Genomic DNA, 15,502 nt, shown 5'->3' with positions numbered 1-15,502 from the left:
CCAGCCGCATATTGCGATCGATCCCTTCCGTTCATTTTGCTACCTGCCCATGTCCGTCAGTCCGGGAGCGTGCTCGTTAGGCAGCTCGGGATTATAGGAATTCTCGTATCGTCCAGTCGGAAGTTGAATTGGGCGTTATGAAGGCTCTTTTCGACGTATTACCGGAATTCCGGATATTTGTTAATATCGTAATTCGGTACGGGGAACCGGCAACGTACCTTGTGCGCCAACTATATAGTGATGCGGGTTTGCACGCTTCACCGCTTCATCAAGCGGAGCGTGATCTATACCAGCATTACCCGGAATTTATTCCCCTGAACCAGTCCGGTACGATCATGTTAATCAAATCTTGTTTGTAGAAATACAAGGTGAAACCTCTTTTAGTTGGCTTAATCGCTAATAGGATGTGTATCAGGAGAGTATTTCATTCGATGGTAATGATATGCCGGGGAATGGGACAAATTACGGGCAATCAGGAAAGAGAGGGATACCCATGCACGAGCATGAAGATATGTCCTACGGCGAGGATTATCATTACCTCCCGGTTACTTCAATTAAAAGCGGCAAGGGCCTGGAGGTTCTGCCCGACTTGCATTGTCTGACCGTCCAAATCGTGAATGTCTGTTTTATAGGGATGCCCGGGCAAAAAAACTGGGTCCTCGTCGATGCCGGCATGCCGCACGCGGCCGATACCATTATCGGGGAAGCAGAAGAGCGCTTTGGTTCCGGGGCAAGACCTGAAGCGATTTTTCTTACTCACGGTCACTTCGATCATGTCGGATCGATTGTGGAACTGGTCGAACATTGGAATGTGCCTGTTTATGCCCATCCGGATGAGCTGCCCTACCTCACGGGTCAACGCAATTACCCGGAGCCTGACCCTTCCGTGGATAGCGGACTGGTAGCGAAGCTCTCCTCACTGTTTCCCGTCGATGCGATCAACCTGGGCCATCATCTAACGACCCTGCCGGAGGACGGCTCGGTTCCCCATCTGGCGGGGTGGCGTTGGCTTCATACCCCTGGACATTCACCAGGACATGTGTCTTTCTTCCGGGACAGCGACCGAACCTTACTCGCCGGAGATGCTTTCGTGACCGTCAAGCAAGAATCGATGTGGAGCGTTATCACGCAAGAGCTTGAATTAAACGGTCCACCGCGTTATTTAACGACGGATTGGAAGGCGGCTTCCGAATCGGTCCGCAAGCTAGAGGCTTTAAAGCCAGCCGTTGCCGTCACCGGGCACGGGATGCCGATGAAGGGGGACTTGCTCTCTAGCAGCTTGGATAATTTGGCTCGCAATTTCGATATCCTTGCGCTTCCGGAGCATGGGAAGTATGTTCAATAACAGAAAGAAACCGTGGGCTGAAGCCCACGGTTTCTTTCTGTTATTGACGTTTAATCCAGCAACACCTTATCCCCTTGCTTGATTGTTCCGGTCTTGACGACGGAAGCGTATACGCCAAAGTTCAAATTAAACTCTTCATTCACTTTTCGAAGCAAAGACGGGTCTTTGACCTGGGTGTCCGGATTCATCGTAATAAGCACGCATCGCTGGCAGAAGCTGTCCACCTGCAGCTGCGCATCTCCAATCGTCAGCCTGCGGCCGATCCAATCTCCTTCGGTAAACGAATCATCTGCGACCTTAACTACGAAGTTGGCACGGAAACGGCGCTCGTCAAGCTCCTTGCCCCAAGTCTGCTGAAGCTTGTTCAAGGAGCTGTCCGTAATGATCAGAATACTCGCTCCGTCCACGGACAGCAGCTGCGGATGCTCGGGATGCGCTTCTTTCATGGCCGACATGGTCAGCCTTGTCTTCGTCTGGCTCTGGACTTCTTTCAGCAGCCTTTCATCCCAGCTATACTTTTGTCCGTCTGGTCCCGTAATCCGAATTTCCCCGTTCCGGAATGTCGCCCGATAATTCAATAGATTGGGTATATTCCTTGCGGTTATGTATTTATACCATTCCTTCTTCGTCTCATCATAAAAGGCGACAAACCTGTCTCCGAGCATGCCATACTCTTCGATTACGCAATCCTCAAGCTTCTCGCCTGCAAACGATTTCACCGGATAACGGTATATTTCTTGAATTTGGCCGATCTGCACGTTCGAATACCCCTTTGTCTAAACATTGTAAATTAATATATAGAAGTCTTTATCTTAATTGCTCAAGCAATTCAACAAGCCGCATATATTGCCATTCCCGCTCCTGATCGGCGATCAGCTTTGCCTGCGCTTTATCCGCCAGATCCCGGATAGCCGTAGCCGCATAAGAAGCGGCATGCACCGCGTGACTGGCAACATGAGCAGTTGCGGCCGCATGTCCGGCGGCACGGGCGGCGCGTGATGCCGCGCTGCTCGCGGCAATGACATCGCGTGCTGCGGTATGCGCGGCAGAAGCCGCTTTGCGCGCGGAGGACATCGGAAGCTCGCCGCGCGACCAGGCGCGGGCTGCAAGAATAGCCTCCTGCATCCGACTATCCTCCGAGAGGACGATCTCGAAGCATGGACGGGCCCGATCGGCACAATCCGCCGCCCATAAAGCCAGGACGCGATGATCGACTTGTTTGACTAGGTCTGCTATACGTCTGTCCGGACTAATTAGCCCCTTCATATTTTGCTCACCTGTCGACTGTCACTTTGTTCCATCGTTCTTCGATCTCCTTTATTTGTCGTAAATGATGACGGGTATGCATCTCAATCAGATCATGCCACTCTCTGGCATTCAACCAGCCGAATCCGCCATGCCTCACCTTATATAGGGGATGAATGCCTGCAATCCGCAAATCCCAAGCTCTCATGTTATCTATTAACTGATTCAAATCATGAAGATGATCTTCTTTATTATTCGCATCGTTTGGACTGTATTCCATGCCTACCGGCAATTTGATCTTGACCGGCGGAAAAGCGCCCTCTCCGAACAATCTCTCGCCTGCTTCCGTTTTGCCAAGCGGCTGCTCGACGCCGGACTCCTCGCATTGCCTGATATTGTCCAGATATTCGAGAGCAACATCAACGATATGCGAGTAGACCTGGCCAATCGACCAGGTTCCGGGCTCGATCCGATAACGTAATTGTTCTATTGTATACTGATCAAGCCTTTCCGTATAAGTATAAATAACTTCCAGACCTCTCATTGGTCACCTCTTTATGCATGCCCTACCTACATTATATACCGTTCGCCTGAGATAATCATCTCTACGACCTGTTCAATAGAGCGGCTGTTGTTATTTACAATATGCCGTTTCTCCACACCCGATTCAAGGAATTCGTTCATTAAAATAAGGCAGCGTTCTCCCATCCGATGTTCAGGAATCCGTGATTGATCCCGGGCAAGCAGCGTTTCCCGATCCGTCCATAGAACAACATAGGATACGTTCGCAAAAGTCTCTCTCAGCTGTTCCTTCAACCATAACGCTTCATTCGGAAAAGTCACATAGTCGATAACGACATCAATGCCTTGAGCAAGAAAGTTACGGGTCAAAGCCAATAGGTTTGTCCAAATAAGCGCAAGTTCTTCTTTGCTCTCCCAGGGCTTCTGCCTGCCTTTTACATGCATATGGCTAATATAGTCACCGGAAATATAAGCAGAATTCGAGAAGCGCTGCACAAGCTGCTTCGATGTCGTGGACTTCCCTACACCAGCCGGACCGGAAATAATATAAACATGATTCATGACGATTCTCCCCTCCTAGAAAAAGAAAACGCACTTTCCATTAAGGAGAAGTGCGTCTGTCTTTTTAAATTATAATCGTTGGCTATTCTTGGAGTCAATCGAGCTGCAGCGCAGCTTCAGCCTTCGCTTCGGCTATGGCGGCAAGCGCTTTTCTCCAGCCTCCATAGGAGGTAATGTCCTCGGCATCAACCGTTCCGTAAGCCTCGCATATAAAGCCTGGCACAATGCTTCCGTCCGAGAGCTCGACTTTGCCAATCCCAAGCGGCGCCGGTATAGCAGCCGTAAAAGCACCAAATGTCGCAATCGGCATCTCCCATACTTCTACTTCAATGGATGCTCCGCCCTGCGGGAGCTTCAGAAGCCCCGGCTTGGGCGGTACCGTCTGCAGTTTCATCAGCTTATAGGATGGCGACGTCCGGTCCTCGCGGACAAAAACGGCTCCATGCTCCAGCATCTGGCGTTCTAGCGGCAGACCTCTCATATGCAGGCCGCAGACAGCCACAAGCGTAGTTGGCTGTGGTTCTTGCGCCGCACGAATCGCCTCGGCCAATTGGAACAGCCTGCCTTCTTCACCAGATGCGGCAAACAGAGTAATACCAAACGGCAAATCCGTAGCCGCAGCGCCGGAAGGAACGGCAAGCGCGCTCAAATCGAGCAGGTTGCAGTGGTTTGTATACAGCCCCATCGCGCTATTCGTGCTGATCGGGTCAGCCGCCACTTGTTCGCGCGTCCACGTACCGCCTGCTGTCGGCATGACGAGCGCAGCGTCTTGCAGCAGCTTTTTGGCCGCCAGTTTGTAGCCTTGCAGCTTGTGAAAGGCGGTGAACACGGATGCCGCGTCAAATTCCGGCTTGGTCGCGCCGCGGAGTACCTTTTCCGTTACCGGGAACGTAACACCCGGATGGGCTTCAATAAAGCTCCCCAGCGCCGACCAGCGCTCGGCCACCCACGGACCCTCATATAATAAGGCGGCCGCAGTTTGGAACAGTTGAATATCTACATATTCAACGGGAAGCTTAAGAGCCTTCAGGTTGTTTACGGATTTTTCCCAAGCCACCCGGTAGGAATCGGCAAACGGACCATAGAAGGTCAGGGGACCATCCGGAAGAAGCAGCTTCGCAGGAAGCTTGCGTTCGCCAACCGTTATCTCCTTCGACCAAGGATCATCCGGCTGAATACCGCGGACGACCTGGTCTACCAGCTCCGCATCTTCGAGAGTATGGGCAAATACCGTCACGCAGTCCAGACTCTCGCAAGCCGGAACAACTCCTTTGCTCGGCCATGCGCCAACGCTTGGTTTTAAACCAACCAGATTGTTCAGCGCAGCAGGCACTCTGCCGGAGCCGGCCGTATCCGTGCCTAGGGAAAATACCGCTTGCCCCAAAGCGACGGCTACGGCCGAGCCGGAGCTGGAGCCGCCGCTGATGAGCTCCGGACGCAGCGCGTTATGCGTATCGCCGTAAGGGCTTCTGGTTCCGACCAGTCCGGTTGCGAATTGGTCGAGATTGGTTTTGCCGACAGGGATTGCGCCTGCATGGATAAGACGTTCCACGACTGCCGCATGCTCCGAAGGCAGATACGAGTATTCCTCGCAGCCGGCCGTTGTGGGCATGCCGGCAACGTCGATGTTGTCTTTTACCGCAAACGGGATCCCCCACAGCGGCAGCAACGCACGGTCCAGCTCATTCAACCGGTCCAGATAGCGCTGGATGTATGCCAGCGACGGCGGCGTGATCCAAATATGCTTCTCTCGATCGGCTTCGGCACGATCAATAATAGATTGAATGACTTGCAAAGGCGTAAGCGTACCGTTCGTATATTGCTCGCGCAGCCATGAAATGGTCATTACCGATTGGAATTCGCTCATATGCGGGTCAGCTCTCTTTCCGCTAGTTTCGAAATGCCAACAATCAATTGGCCGGCATTAACGCCGTCACCCGGCTTGACGTGAACGGAATGAATGATGCCGTCAAACGGAGCATTTTGGGAGAACTCCATTTTCATCGATTCTACGATAATAAGGGTATCGCCTTTCTTGATGGAATCGCCCGGGTTTACAAGCACTTTCCATACGCTGCCCGGCATGGAGCATTTCATCGCATCCACGTCAGAAGGCAGCTCTTCGTCGCTAACCGGCTTCGCCGAATCCTGCTCCGACACGTACTCGGCAAGTCCAAGCTCCTTCCAGCGATCTCTTTCTTCATTAAAAGCTGATTGCTGCTGGCTTCGGAACTTATCCGCGCTCTCCTCGATGGAATCCAGGAATTGCAGGTATTCGCCAAGGTCAAACGTTGTTTCCGTAATATCCGCTTCGAATCTGCCGCGCGGGAAATCCTCCCTCAGCTGCAGCAGCTCCTCGGCCGTAACCGGGTAGAATTGAATCTGGTCGAAGAAGCGGAGCAGCCAAGGCTTGCCGGGTTTGAAGCTTTCCGTCGAGCGCAGCTTATTCCACATTTGGATTGTACGGCCAACAAACTGGTAGCCGCCTGGCCCTTCCATGCCGTATACGCACATATAAGCTCCGCCGATGCCAACGGCATTCTCCGGTGTCCAGGTGCGGGCCGGATTGTACTTCGTTGTAACAAGCCGGTGACGCGGGTCGATTGGCGTAGCCAGCGGAGCGCCGAGATAGACGTCGCCAAGACCAAGCACCAAGTAACTGGCGTCAAATACAATGCGCTGAACATCGTCAATGCTGTCAAGGCCGTTCACGCGGCGGATAAACTCCAGGTTGCTCGGGCACCAAGGCGCATCCGGGCGAACGTTCTGCTGGTAACGGTCAATCGCGAGCTGCGTAGCCGGATCATCCCAAGACAACGGAAGACGGACAATACGGGACGGAACGCGGATCGATTCGAGCGGCGGCAGGCTGCTGTCAATAGCAAGCAGCTGTTTGGCCGCTTCGCGGACGCTCATCCGCGCGGCGTCAATATGCACCTGCACCGAACGGACGCCCGGCGTCAGATCTAGCACCGGAATAACGCCGCTCTCCCGGATAGCTTCTACAAGGGCATGCACCTGGAAACGAAGCAGAAGATCCAGCTCCAGGGAACCATACTCGACAAGCAGATTCTCGTCGCCGCTGCAACGGATGGTAATCGGGAATTTGCGCCCTGCTTCCTCGCGGTACAGAACCGGATACTCCGGCGAGAAGGCCGCATGCACCGCCGGCAATCCGCCAGCTTGAAGCTCGTTGGCATGACCCTTCTCAATCGCATCCAGCAGTTCCTCCTGCTGCTTGCGAAGCTCTTCGGCTTCTTCCAGCGTAACGAGCTGGAATCGTACTTTGTCGCCAGGATGGAGCTGACCCAGCTTCCAGAACTCGGCGGATGCCGTCGTTACCGGGCAGACGAAGCCGCCAAGGCTGGGACCGTCCGGGCCAAGCAGGATCGGCATGTCGCCGGTCAAGTCAAGGGTTCCGACCGCATAGGCATTATCGTGTATGTTGGACGGGTGAAGCCCCGCTTCCCCTCCGTCTTCTCTCTCCCACAGCGGAGCAGGACCAATTAAGCGCACCCCGGTTCTCGAGCTGTTGAAGTGAACCTCAAAGCTTGTATTCGCAAGCTGCTCCAGATATTCCGGCTTCAAAAACTCGCTTGTGCAATGCGGCCCCGGAATAACGCCGATCGTCCACTCGCGGGAAATAGCCGGCTGCAGCTTCGCAGGAAGCGGCTCCTTGACTATGTTCACAGACGTTCCTTGTTTACGGTTCACGCCAAGAACGTCCCCGGTTCGCAGCGCGCGTCCGCCATGACCGCCAAAGCCGCCAAGCGTAAAGGTTGCCGCACTGCCCAGAATAAGCGGCATATCTAATCCGCCTTCGATCAGCAGGTACGTGCGCAGACCTTCCTCCGACTCTCCGAAGCTAAGCACTTGTCCGCGTTCCGCTCTTACCGGCGTGTACATCGGAATAACCTCATCATCCAGGGCCGGCTTCATATCGGCGCCGGTAACGCAGAACAGCATGCTCTCGCGGAATTTATAGGAACCGCCGCGCAGCGTCAGTTCAAGACCGCTCGCCTCATCGGCATTGCCAAGCAGCTTGTTGCCAATCCGGAAAGCGAGCGGATCCATCGGTCCGCATGGCGGAACGCCTACATCCCAGTGGCCAACCCTGCCCGGGTAGTCCTGAACCGTCGTCTGAACGCCGCCGTCCAGCACTTCAAGCGCGGACTCCGCCGGGGCAAAACCGTTTAACAGCTGGGTATATACATCGCCTGAAACGAATTGCTTCTCGTCAAGCAGCGCCTGAACATACTGCAGATTTGTCGTAATGCCATAGAAGCGCGTTTCGTTTAATGCCTGCTTCAGCTTGGCAATGGCATCCTCGCGGTTCTCGCCATGCACGATTACTTTAGCGAGCATCGGATCGTACAGCGTTGTTACTGTAATGCCATCGCGAACCCAAGTTTCCGTACGCGCTTCGCCGGAAAATAACGCCTGATCCAGCTGGCCCGCGCTTGGACGGAATCCTTGCAGGCAATCCTCCGCGTAGATACGGGCCTGAATGCTATGACCCTTGGACACCGGAACAAGAGCTTCCAAGCCGTTCAGCTCTCCCGCTGCTTCCTTCACCATCCACTCTACGAGATCAATACCAAGCACTTCCTCGGTAACGCCATGCTCAACCTGCAGGCGGGTATTTACTTCAAGGAAGTAGAATTTGCAGCTCGAAGGATCGTACAGGAACTCAACCGTTCCTGCGCTGCGGTAACCGGCCACGGCCGCAAGGCGCTTCGCGCAGGCAAGAATTTCTGCCCGCACCTCCTCCGGGAATTGCGGAGCCGGGCTTTCTTCGACAACCTTCTGGTTGCGGCGCTGCACCGAGCAATCCCGTTCGCCGAGGGCTGCAACTTCGCCGTTGCCGTTACCGAAGATCTGCACTTCCACATGGCGCGCTTTCGCAATATATTTCTCGAGGAACATGCCGCCGTTCTTGAAGTTTGCTTCCGCTAGGTGACGCACGCTATCGAAGGCAGCGCGCAGCGCTTCTTCATCGTCGCACACCCGCATGCCGATTCCGCCGCCGCCGGCCGTGCTTTTCAGAATAACGGGATAGCCGATCTCGGCTGCATGAGCAACCGCTTCATCCAGCTCGGACAGAAGAGGAGTACCCGGCAGGAGCGGAACATGGGCTTGCTCGGCCAGCTCGCGCGCGGAATGCTTCAGGCCGAAGGCTTCCATCTGCTCGGGAGTAGGTCCGATAAAGGCAATGCCGTTCTCGCGGCATGCGCGGGCAAAATCCGCGTTTTCGCTCAGGAAGCCGTAACCGGGATGGATCGCTTGCGCTCCGGTGTCTTTTGCAATTTGCAGAATGAGATCCGCGTTCAGGTAGCTTTCCTTCGCAGGCCCTTCACCCAGAAGCACCGCTTCATCCGCCATATCCACATGCAGGCTGTCTTGGTCGGCTTTCGTATATACAGCAACGGAGGCAATACCCATTTTGCGAAGGGTTCTTTCAATTCGAACCGCAATAGCTCCCCGGTTGGCAATCAGTACTTTTGTAAACATCGTAATCTCTCCCCTTCTCCCAAGATGGCTAGTCGTTCCAGATCAAGACGCGAATCGGCGTCGGATTATAGGCATTGCACGGATTATTAAGCTGTGGACAATTGCTGATCAGCACGGCAGTCCGTCCGACGGATTGCATTTCCACGTAAGCTCCCGGCGAGGATACGCCGTCATCGAATTTCAAGCCGCCTTCCGGCGTGACCGGCACATTCATGAAAAAGTTGACGTTTGGCGCCAAATCGCGCTTATTGTACGGCTCGCCGCGCTGTGCAAGCTGCAGCATAAACGTATCCCGGCAGTTATGCATGTGCAGCTTCTCATGAGCGTAACGGACCGTATTGCTCTGCGCGGAGCAGGAGCCCCCAACCGTGTCATGCCGGCCGCATGTATCGGCAACAATCTTCACCAGCTCTTTGCCCGATTCGGCAAGCAGGACAGAACCCGTTGTCAGGTAAATGTTCTGCTGATTCGTAATCGTAGCAACCGCGCTGTAATGATCCTCCGGATTATCCGCATCGAAGAACAACGTATCCGCCGCTTGATTGCCTTCCAGATCCACAATGCGGAGCACTTGACCAGGCTCCAGATCATGCATCCAGCCATCCCCTGCCAGTACTACTTCGTTATATATCGCCGCCTCAGGCAAGCGCGTGCTTTCTACCCGGTTAAAGCTTCCCATTGGTGTATCCTCCTCAAATGAATCGAAATATTCCGTCTATTATAGTTCCAGCAATTGATAGTAGCTCCATGTATTCTCGAACGCCCTGCGGTTCTCCGATCTGAAGTTCAAGCAATAATCATCCTCGGTCACCGGTTCGGCTGCCGACACTTCAATGCCAACCGGTACGGCCGGGTATTCCGTTCTTGGATCCAGCGGGTTAGGAGTATTCGATACGACAATCAGAACATCCATTTCCGTGCGGAGTACGACGGATGCACCGGCCTCGCAATGATCAAGCTCATAATGCATCTGCCCTTCGTCATCCACATAAACCTTGGAAAACAAATTCACAACAGGCGACATATCCCTTAAGCCAAGCCCGTTACGCGTCAGCTCTACAGCGAAGTTCTCTTGCCCGGACCGAAGCCATTCATTCCGGAGCTCCTGGTAGGTCGTCTTGCCGTACTTGCGGTCGGTAAGCGCTCTTGTCGTGTAGCCGCTGATCGTATCATGCCAGCCCAGGCTGTCTTCCACGATGCTCGCAAGCACTCTTCCGTTATCGCTCATAAGCGTATGGCCTTTCGTCAAATGCGCGGTGTATTGTGCCTTGAGCGAATCCGGCATGTTATAGCGCTCCGTCAGATCCTTCGCGTTAAAAAGCATAATCGACAGGTTCGCGCCTGCTTCCTCAGCCGTAAACCGAATCCGTCTGCCTTTGCTTACCGTCCCAGACCATTTCTCACCGGCGCGAATCGATGTTTTCCAAATGCTGCTCATCGTTATGTCCCCCTTTGAATAAAAAAAGCCCGGGAGAATGATCTCCCAGGCTTTTGTCCTTCCGTGTCATATGATCGGCTGCTTCGATAAGCTTCCGTCATACGCCGTCTCTCGGACCAGACTTGACGTTTACCCGTCAACGGAACCCTAGACAGCTTTTTCGCTCCGGCAATTCCGGAACTTATTCAGATGTAATGATTGCTAACATAGCCCAAGTATAAGTGGATTGATTTTCCGTGTCAATATACATTACATAAAAATTATTTGAATTCCGTTTCGATCGCTGCGGATGAAGGAAAGATTGGTGCTGAAGGCTTCATTTCCGCCGCGCGCAGCTTTCTTGTGCGGAACAGATAATAAGTAACGCCGAAAACGAGCCAAATGCAGCCAAGAAGCAGCGCTTGAGAATCGAGCAGCGTGATCAGCCAAATAATGAACGACGCTCCGATTAGAGGGAAAATCAAATATTGGAACGTTTGCTTGAGCGAACGCTGCTTGCGTTTGATGAAGCATTCCACAATGACAGAAAGGTTAACAAAGGCAAACGAGGTTAATGCGCCAAAGCTTACGAACTTAACGGCCATATCCAGACTGATAACTAAAGCAAGCAGAGAAATGACGGATACGAGCACGATATTGTTAACCGGCGTGCGGTATTTGGGATGCAGGGCGCCAAAAAACTTTTTCGGCAGAATCGAGTCGCGCCCGAGTACGTACATCAACCGGGATACGCTCGTCACGGAAGTCAGCCCTTGCGTGAAGATCGCAAAAATCAGAACGGTTGTAAAAATAGCTCCTAACGCTGCACCGCCGGCAAGCTTCATCAATTCAAAGCCTGCTGCATCCAGATTGTTAAAGGTCAGGTTAGGATATCTCATCTGAATCAGGACGGATGTCGTAATGTAGAGGATACTCGCAATCAGAATGATGAGCATAATCGCTCTTGGAATCGTCTTTTTCGCGTCGATCGTTTCCTCCGACAGCGTCGATACGGTATCGAAGCCAAGGAATGAGAAGCAGATCAGCGAAGCGCCGGCAAGCAGCGTCGACAATCCGGCATCCATGTGGGTGAACGGGAGCACAACGTCATGCACGCCATTCAAGCCTTTCATCAAATAGCCGCAGAACAAAGCGATAAATATGATCTGGAAGAGAACAAACAGCTTGCTTAAGCTGGCGGAGAATTTAATGCCCGCGATGTTGACGACCGCCAAAATGATGTTCAGCAGTATGATCCACACATAGGCCGGAACCGCAGGGAACTGTGCATTCAGGTAAATGCCGAAGGTCAGACAGGCAATAATCGGGGAGAACAAGTAATCGAGCAGAATCGCCCATCCTACCGTAAAGCCGGGAATAGGATGCATCGATTTTTTCACATAAGTATAAGAGGAACCGGAACCCGGGAAGATCTTGGCCATAATGCTGTAGCTGTACGCCGTGAAGAAGATCGCTACTATGGACAGCGAGTAGGCTTCCGTAATCATCCCTTTCGAAGCGTCATAAGCGATTCCGAATACCGAGAAGTAAATCATTGGCGTCATCCAGGCCAAGCCAAGCGCGACGACCTGAACAAGCGTAAGTGATTGGCGCAGCGTAATTTCTTGTTTCATCTCCATACTCCTCCCTTTCTCTGGACAAACGAGGTAAAACGGCTTTGCCGTCCTTAGGCGGCAGAACGCGTTTCAATCCGGAGAATAAAAAAAGCCGCGGGAAGATATTATTCATATCCTCCCGGGCTTTTCTCCCTCCGTGGACACAGCCTGTTGGCCGTGCGTCCTCTCTCGGACCAGACCAGCGGAATAGATCGCTGCGGAACCCTAGAGAACAATGGCTATTCAGTTGCTCGCGTAATGTAAGCTTACATTCTTCGTTTCAACTTGATGTTATTTAATATAACATGTAAATTTGGTTTTTCAAGCCCCTTTTTCAAATTTATTTGCGATGATGTTCGATTTGTTCACATATAAGCGTTTTCTCTTCGTTTTAATATAGAAAAAAGAGGACTACTCTTCGATAGAAGAGCGGCCCTCTTTCTGTTTCCTACCATGTTAATCGCCAATTCCTATCTTCCGAGGCCGTCAGCCGGCCTTTCGACCGAACATACCCAACCGCTAAATCGGCCATATCTTCCGCCCCTTCAAAGAGAACGGGCTTCCCTCGGAACATATCGAAGTTTCCTCCGCCCCCAGCGCGGTAACTGTTCATAACCACCGAGTATTCGGCCGTCATGCGGAGTTCCTCGCCATTCCGGGTAAGCTTAGTAATGCGTTTGCCAACAGGAAATGATAGATTAATGTCATATTCAATCCCCGACCACATGTCATAATTGTAATGCTGGGCTTTAGGCTGAAGATACGCATCGCTGATGCCTGGTTTCCCGTCCGCGCCCAGCTCGAAATAAGCGGCACATTGCTCTAGCGCCATGCGGATATCCTCTCCGGTTAAACGAAGAACCGTTAACGTGTTTGGATATACGAAAGCCGACAGCACATCCCTGACCGTAATGACAGCTCCAAAGCCCTTGGACTCTTCGCTAAGCAAAGCCGCAGCTGATATTTCCGCGTCTGTCGACTCAAGCTGTACCTGATGAATAAACTGCACAAAGGGATGCGGTGCCCTGCGGCATTCGAATGGATCGCGTACGGACAAGTCCCCTTCCGTCGTTCCAATGGGCTGGTCCAGCCATTCCTGCGTCTTTCTTTCCATCGCCCCGGTTAGGGCCTCTACCTCCCTATCCGCCGCAGTATCCGCTTCCGGCTTCAACAGCCGGGCCGTTTTTGAAACAATTCGCCAGCCGTCTTCGCTATGCTCAAACTCAATTGCAAGATGTCCAAGGGCTTGTCCATTGCTTCCCGTCTGTACGACGAGCACTCCGTTCAGCTCCTCCGCGATCAATCGGTGCTGATGCCCGGTAATCAATACATCAATGCCCGGGACCTCCGTGCACATCGCGTAAGCCTGGTTCTCGCCGGTTAACCGCTCGGTAGCTTGGCCATTAGCCAAATCGCGTTCGAAGCCTCCATGATAGCTGACAATAAGAAGATCCGGCTGCTCATGCTCCCGTATGTAGGTGACCCATGCTTTGACAGCTTCAAGACTATCCCGGAATTGCAGTCCGATAATATGACTTGCTTTCTCCCAATGAGGAATATAATGCGTCGTAGCCCCAAGGATGACCACCTTCAGCTTGTCCTCTACCCGCTTCACTATATATGGCCGTCCGAGAACCGGTTCTCCCGACTCCTTCGATAAAATATTGGATGATAACCATGGGAAACACGAGGCAAGAGCAGCATGCTTCAGCGTCTCGAATCCATAATTAAACTCATGATTCCCAGGTACGGCCGCATCGTATCGAAGACGGTTCATCACTTCAATGCACGGATGAATGCCGGAAGCATGCGCTGCCGCGTAAGCGGCGAATGGCGAGCCCTGCAGCATATCTCCGTTATCGATAAGCAGCAGATTCGGACACTTCGTCCTCTCTTCCTTAATAAGCGCAGCGAGCTTGGCAAGTCCCGAAGGAATCTCTTCCCTTGTCCGGTAATCCACCGGTTGAATATAGCCGTGAATATCGCTGGTAACCAGAATGACGCATCTCAATTTCTCTCTTTCCACTGTCAGGTCTTCCTCTCCTTTCAATAAGCGCTATTGTAACAGAGCCCTATTCGGCAAGATATGTCTTTATGCGTATTTACAAATACTTATATCCCCAATGACCTTCCGTTAATAGAGATTACCTATAGTGGACGAGTATTTAAAATATAGAAATTTTTGGAGGGTTTTGGAAGTGAAGAAACTGCACCTGATCGTCTTACCACTGTTATTGCTCGCATTATTGGTTAGCGCCTGCGGTAACAACAGCAACACGAATGCAAGCAACAACGCCGCGAACGCTGCAAGCCCATCGAACGAAGCATCAACCGAGCCGTCCGCTACTCAGTCGCCGGAAGCAAGCAAAGCTCCGGAAGGTTACGTGCCAACGGAATTGACTGTCCAATTCGTTCCTTCGCAAAACGCGGATACGCTTGAAGCGAAAGCAAAGCCGCTTGAAAAGCTGCTCGGCGATAAGCTTGGCATCCCGGTAAAAGTAAGCGTATCGACCGACTACAACACGATCATCGAGGCTATGGCTTCGAAAAAAGTAGACGTAGGCTTCCTGCCTCCTACCGCTTACGTGCTGGCGAAAGAAAAAGGCGCGGCTGAAGTTATGCTGCAAGCGCAGCGGTTTGGCGTAGACGACGCTACCGGCGCTCCTACTACGGAGCTGGTAGACAACTACAAATCCATGATTATCGTGAAGAAGGATTCGCCAATCAAAACGGTTGCGGATCTGAAAGGCAAAAAGATCGCTTACCAGAACGTGACTTCCTCCGCAGGTTATGTATGGCCGGCTGCCGCGCTGATGGACGCGGGCCTTGACCCGCTGAAGGACGTTCAACCCATTACGGTAAAAGGCCATGACCAAGGCGTTCTTGCCGTTCTGAACGGCGATGTGGATGCGGCTGCGATTTTCCAGGATGCGCGCACGCTCGTGTCGAAGGATTATCCGAAAGTATTCGAAGATACCCGCGTCCTTACTTTTACGGAGCCAATTCCTAACGATACCATCAGCGTCCGCTCGGATATGAATGCGGATTGGGTCGCAAAAATCCAACAAGCTTTCATCGACATCGGTACTGACCCGGAAGGTCACCAAATTATTTTCGACGTATACTCGCACCAAGGTTATGTAAAATCGGATGACAGCGTATTTGACATCGTACGCCAATACAACGAAAAAGTAAAAACCGAGTAGTCTTCCGGTCTTCGTCAACTGACGCCAACTAAGGCATCGGACAAGCCAGTACAACGCCGCCTGCGGCTTGTGCTGGCTT

Annotated in this window: 12 protein-coding genes, 1 pseudogene and 2 riboswitches; of the genes and pseudogenes, 2 read left to right on the top strand and 11 right to left on the bottom strand. The window is 52.6% G+C overall.

Translation table 11 applies throughout. The features are described from left to right. Window positions 1-39 precede the first annotated feature (39 nt). A pseudogene (locus tag PGL01S_RS04770) lies at window positions 40-300 on the bottom strand (hypothetical protein); the annotation flags it as partial. A gap of 211 nt (window positions 301-511) precedes the next feature. On the opposite strand from PGL01S_RS04770, the gene PGL01S_RS04765 reads away from it, so the two are divergent. After that, window positions 512-1,345, top strand: coding sequence for an MBL fold metallo-hydrolase (locus tag PGL01S_RS04765; RefSeq protein WP_127492373.1), 834 nt, complete (start codon window positions 512-514; stop codon window positions 1,343-1,345). 50 nt (window positions 1,346-1,395) lie between these two features. Here PGL01S_RS04765 and PGL01S_RS04760 read toward each other — a convergent pair whose 3' ends face one another. From PGL01S_RS04760 to PGL01S_RS04715, 10 genes are all read right to left on the bottom strand, one after another. Further along, complete coding sequence (locus tag PGL01S_RS04760; protein ID WP_127491966.1) at window positions 1,396-2,103, bottom strand: MOSC domain-containing protein; 708 nt, start codon at window positions 2,101-2,103, stop codon at window positions 1,396-1,398. Window positions 2,104-2,152: 49 nt separating this feature from the next. Continuing rightward, window positions 2,153-2,611: a putative immunity protein gene (locus PGL01S_RS04755; RefSeq protein ID WP_127491964.1), complete on the bottom strand. Its 459-nt coding sequence runs from the start codon at window positions 2,609-2,611 to the stop codon at window positions 2,153-2,155. 7 nt (window positions 2,612-2,618) lie between these two features. Then, a complete protein-coding gene (locus tag PGL01S_RS04750) occupies window positions 2,619-3,134 on the bottom strand; it encodes a DinB family protein (RefSeq protein WP_127491962.1) in 516 nt (171 codons plus the stop codon). A 26-nt stretch (window positions 3,135-3,160) separates the two neighbouring features. Then, window positions 3,161-3,673, bottom strand: coding sequence for an AAA family ATPase (locus PGL01S_RS04745; RefSeq protein WP_127491959.1), 513 nt, complete (start codon window positions 3,671-3,673; stop codon window positions 3,161-3,163). A gap of 94 nt (window positions 3,674-3,767) precedes the next feature. Continuing rightward, the gene (gene atzF, locus PGL01S_RS04740) at window positions 3,768-5,540 is read right to left on the bottom strand and encodes an allophanate hydrolase (protein WP_174806527.1); all 1,773 of its coding nucleotides are present in this window, start codon (window positions 5,538-5,540) and stop codon (window positions 3,768-3,770) included. Further along, the gene (uca, locus tag PGL01S_RS04735; RefSeq protein WP_127491957.1) at window positions 5,537-9,184 is read right to left on the bottom strand and encodes an urea carboxylase; all 3,648 of its coding nucleotides are present in this window, start codon (window positions 9,182-9,184) and stop codon (window positions 5,537-5,539) included. Before uca ends, atzF begins: the two co-directional genes overlap by 4 nt. 28 nt (window positions 9,185-9,212) lie before the next feature. Continuing rightward, a complete protein-coding gene (locus tag PGL01S_RS04730) occupies window positions 9,213-9,863 on the bottom strand; it encodes an urea amidolyase associated protein UAAP2 (protein ID WP_127491955.1) in 651 nt (216 codons plus the stop codon). A gap of 39 nt (window positions 9,864-9,902) precedes the next feature. Then, on the bottom strand, window positions 9,903-10,622 hold the full coding sequence (locus PGL01S_RS04725; RefSeq protein ID WP_127491953.1) for an urea amidolyase associated protein UAAP1: 720 nt from the start codon (window positions 10,620-10,622) through the stop codon (window positions 9,903-9,905). 40 nt (window positions 10,623-10,662) lie between these two features. Beyond that, window positions 10,663-10,784: riboswitch (guanidine-I (ykkC/yxkD leader) on the bottom strand. 98 nt (window positions 10,785-10,882) lie between these two features. Further along, window positions 10,883-12,235, bottom strand: a complete 1,353-nt coding sequence (locus tag PGL01S_RS04720; RefSeq protein ID WP_127491951.1) for an APC family permease — start codon at window positions 12,233-12,235, stop codon at window positions 10,883-10,885. Window positions 12,236-12,351: 116 nt separating this feature from the next. Beyond that, window positions 12,352-12,457, bottom strand: a riboswitch (guanidine-I (ykkC/yxkD leader). Window positions 12,458-12,665: 208 nt separating this feature from the next. After that, entirely contained in the window at window positions 12,666-14,243 is a 1,578-nt protein-coding gene (locus tag PGL01S_RS04715; RefSeq protein WP_127491949.1) for a bifunctional metallophosphatase/5'-nucleotidase, read from the bottom strand. Between the two features lie 172 nt (window positions 14,244-14,415). Between PGL01S_RS04715 and PGL01S_RS04710 the strand changes: the two genes are divergently transcribed. Beyond that, window positions 14,416-15,423: a phosphate/phosphite/phosphonate ABC transporter substrate-binding protein gene (locus tag PGL01S_RS04710; protein ID WP_127491947.1), complete on the top strand. Its 1,008-nt coding sequence runs from the start codon at window positions 14,416-14,418 to the stop codon at window positions 15,421-15,423. Window positions 15,424-15,502 lie beyond the last annotated feature (79 nt).

The sequence above is a fragment of the Paenibacillus glycanilyticus NBRC 16618 genome, from assembly GCF_004000805.1.
GTDB lineage: Bacteria > Bacillota > Bacilli > Paenibacillales > Paenibacillaceae > Pristimantibacillus > Pristimantibacillus glycanilyticus.
The sequence above is the reverse complement of the archived record's forward strand: the minus strand, read 5'-3'. Positions and strand labels throughout refer to the sequence as shown.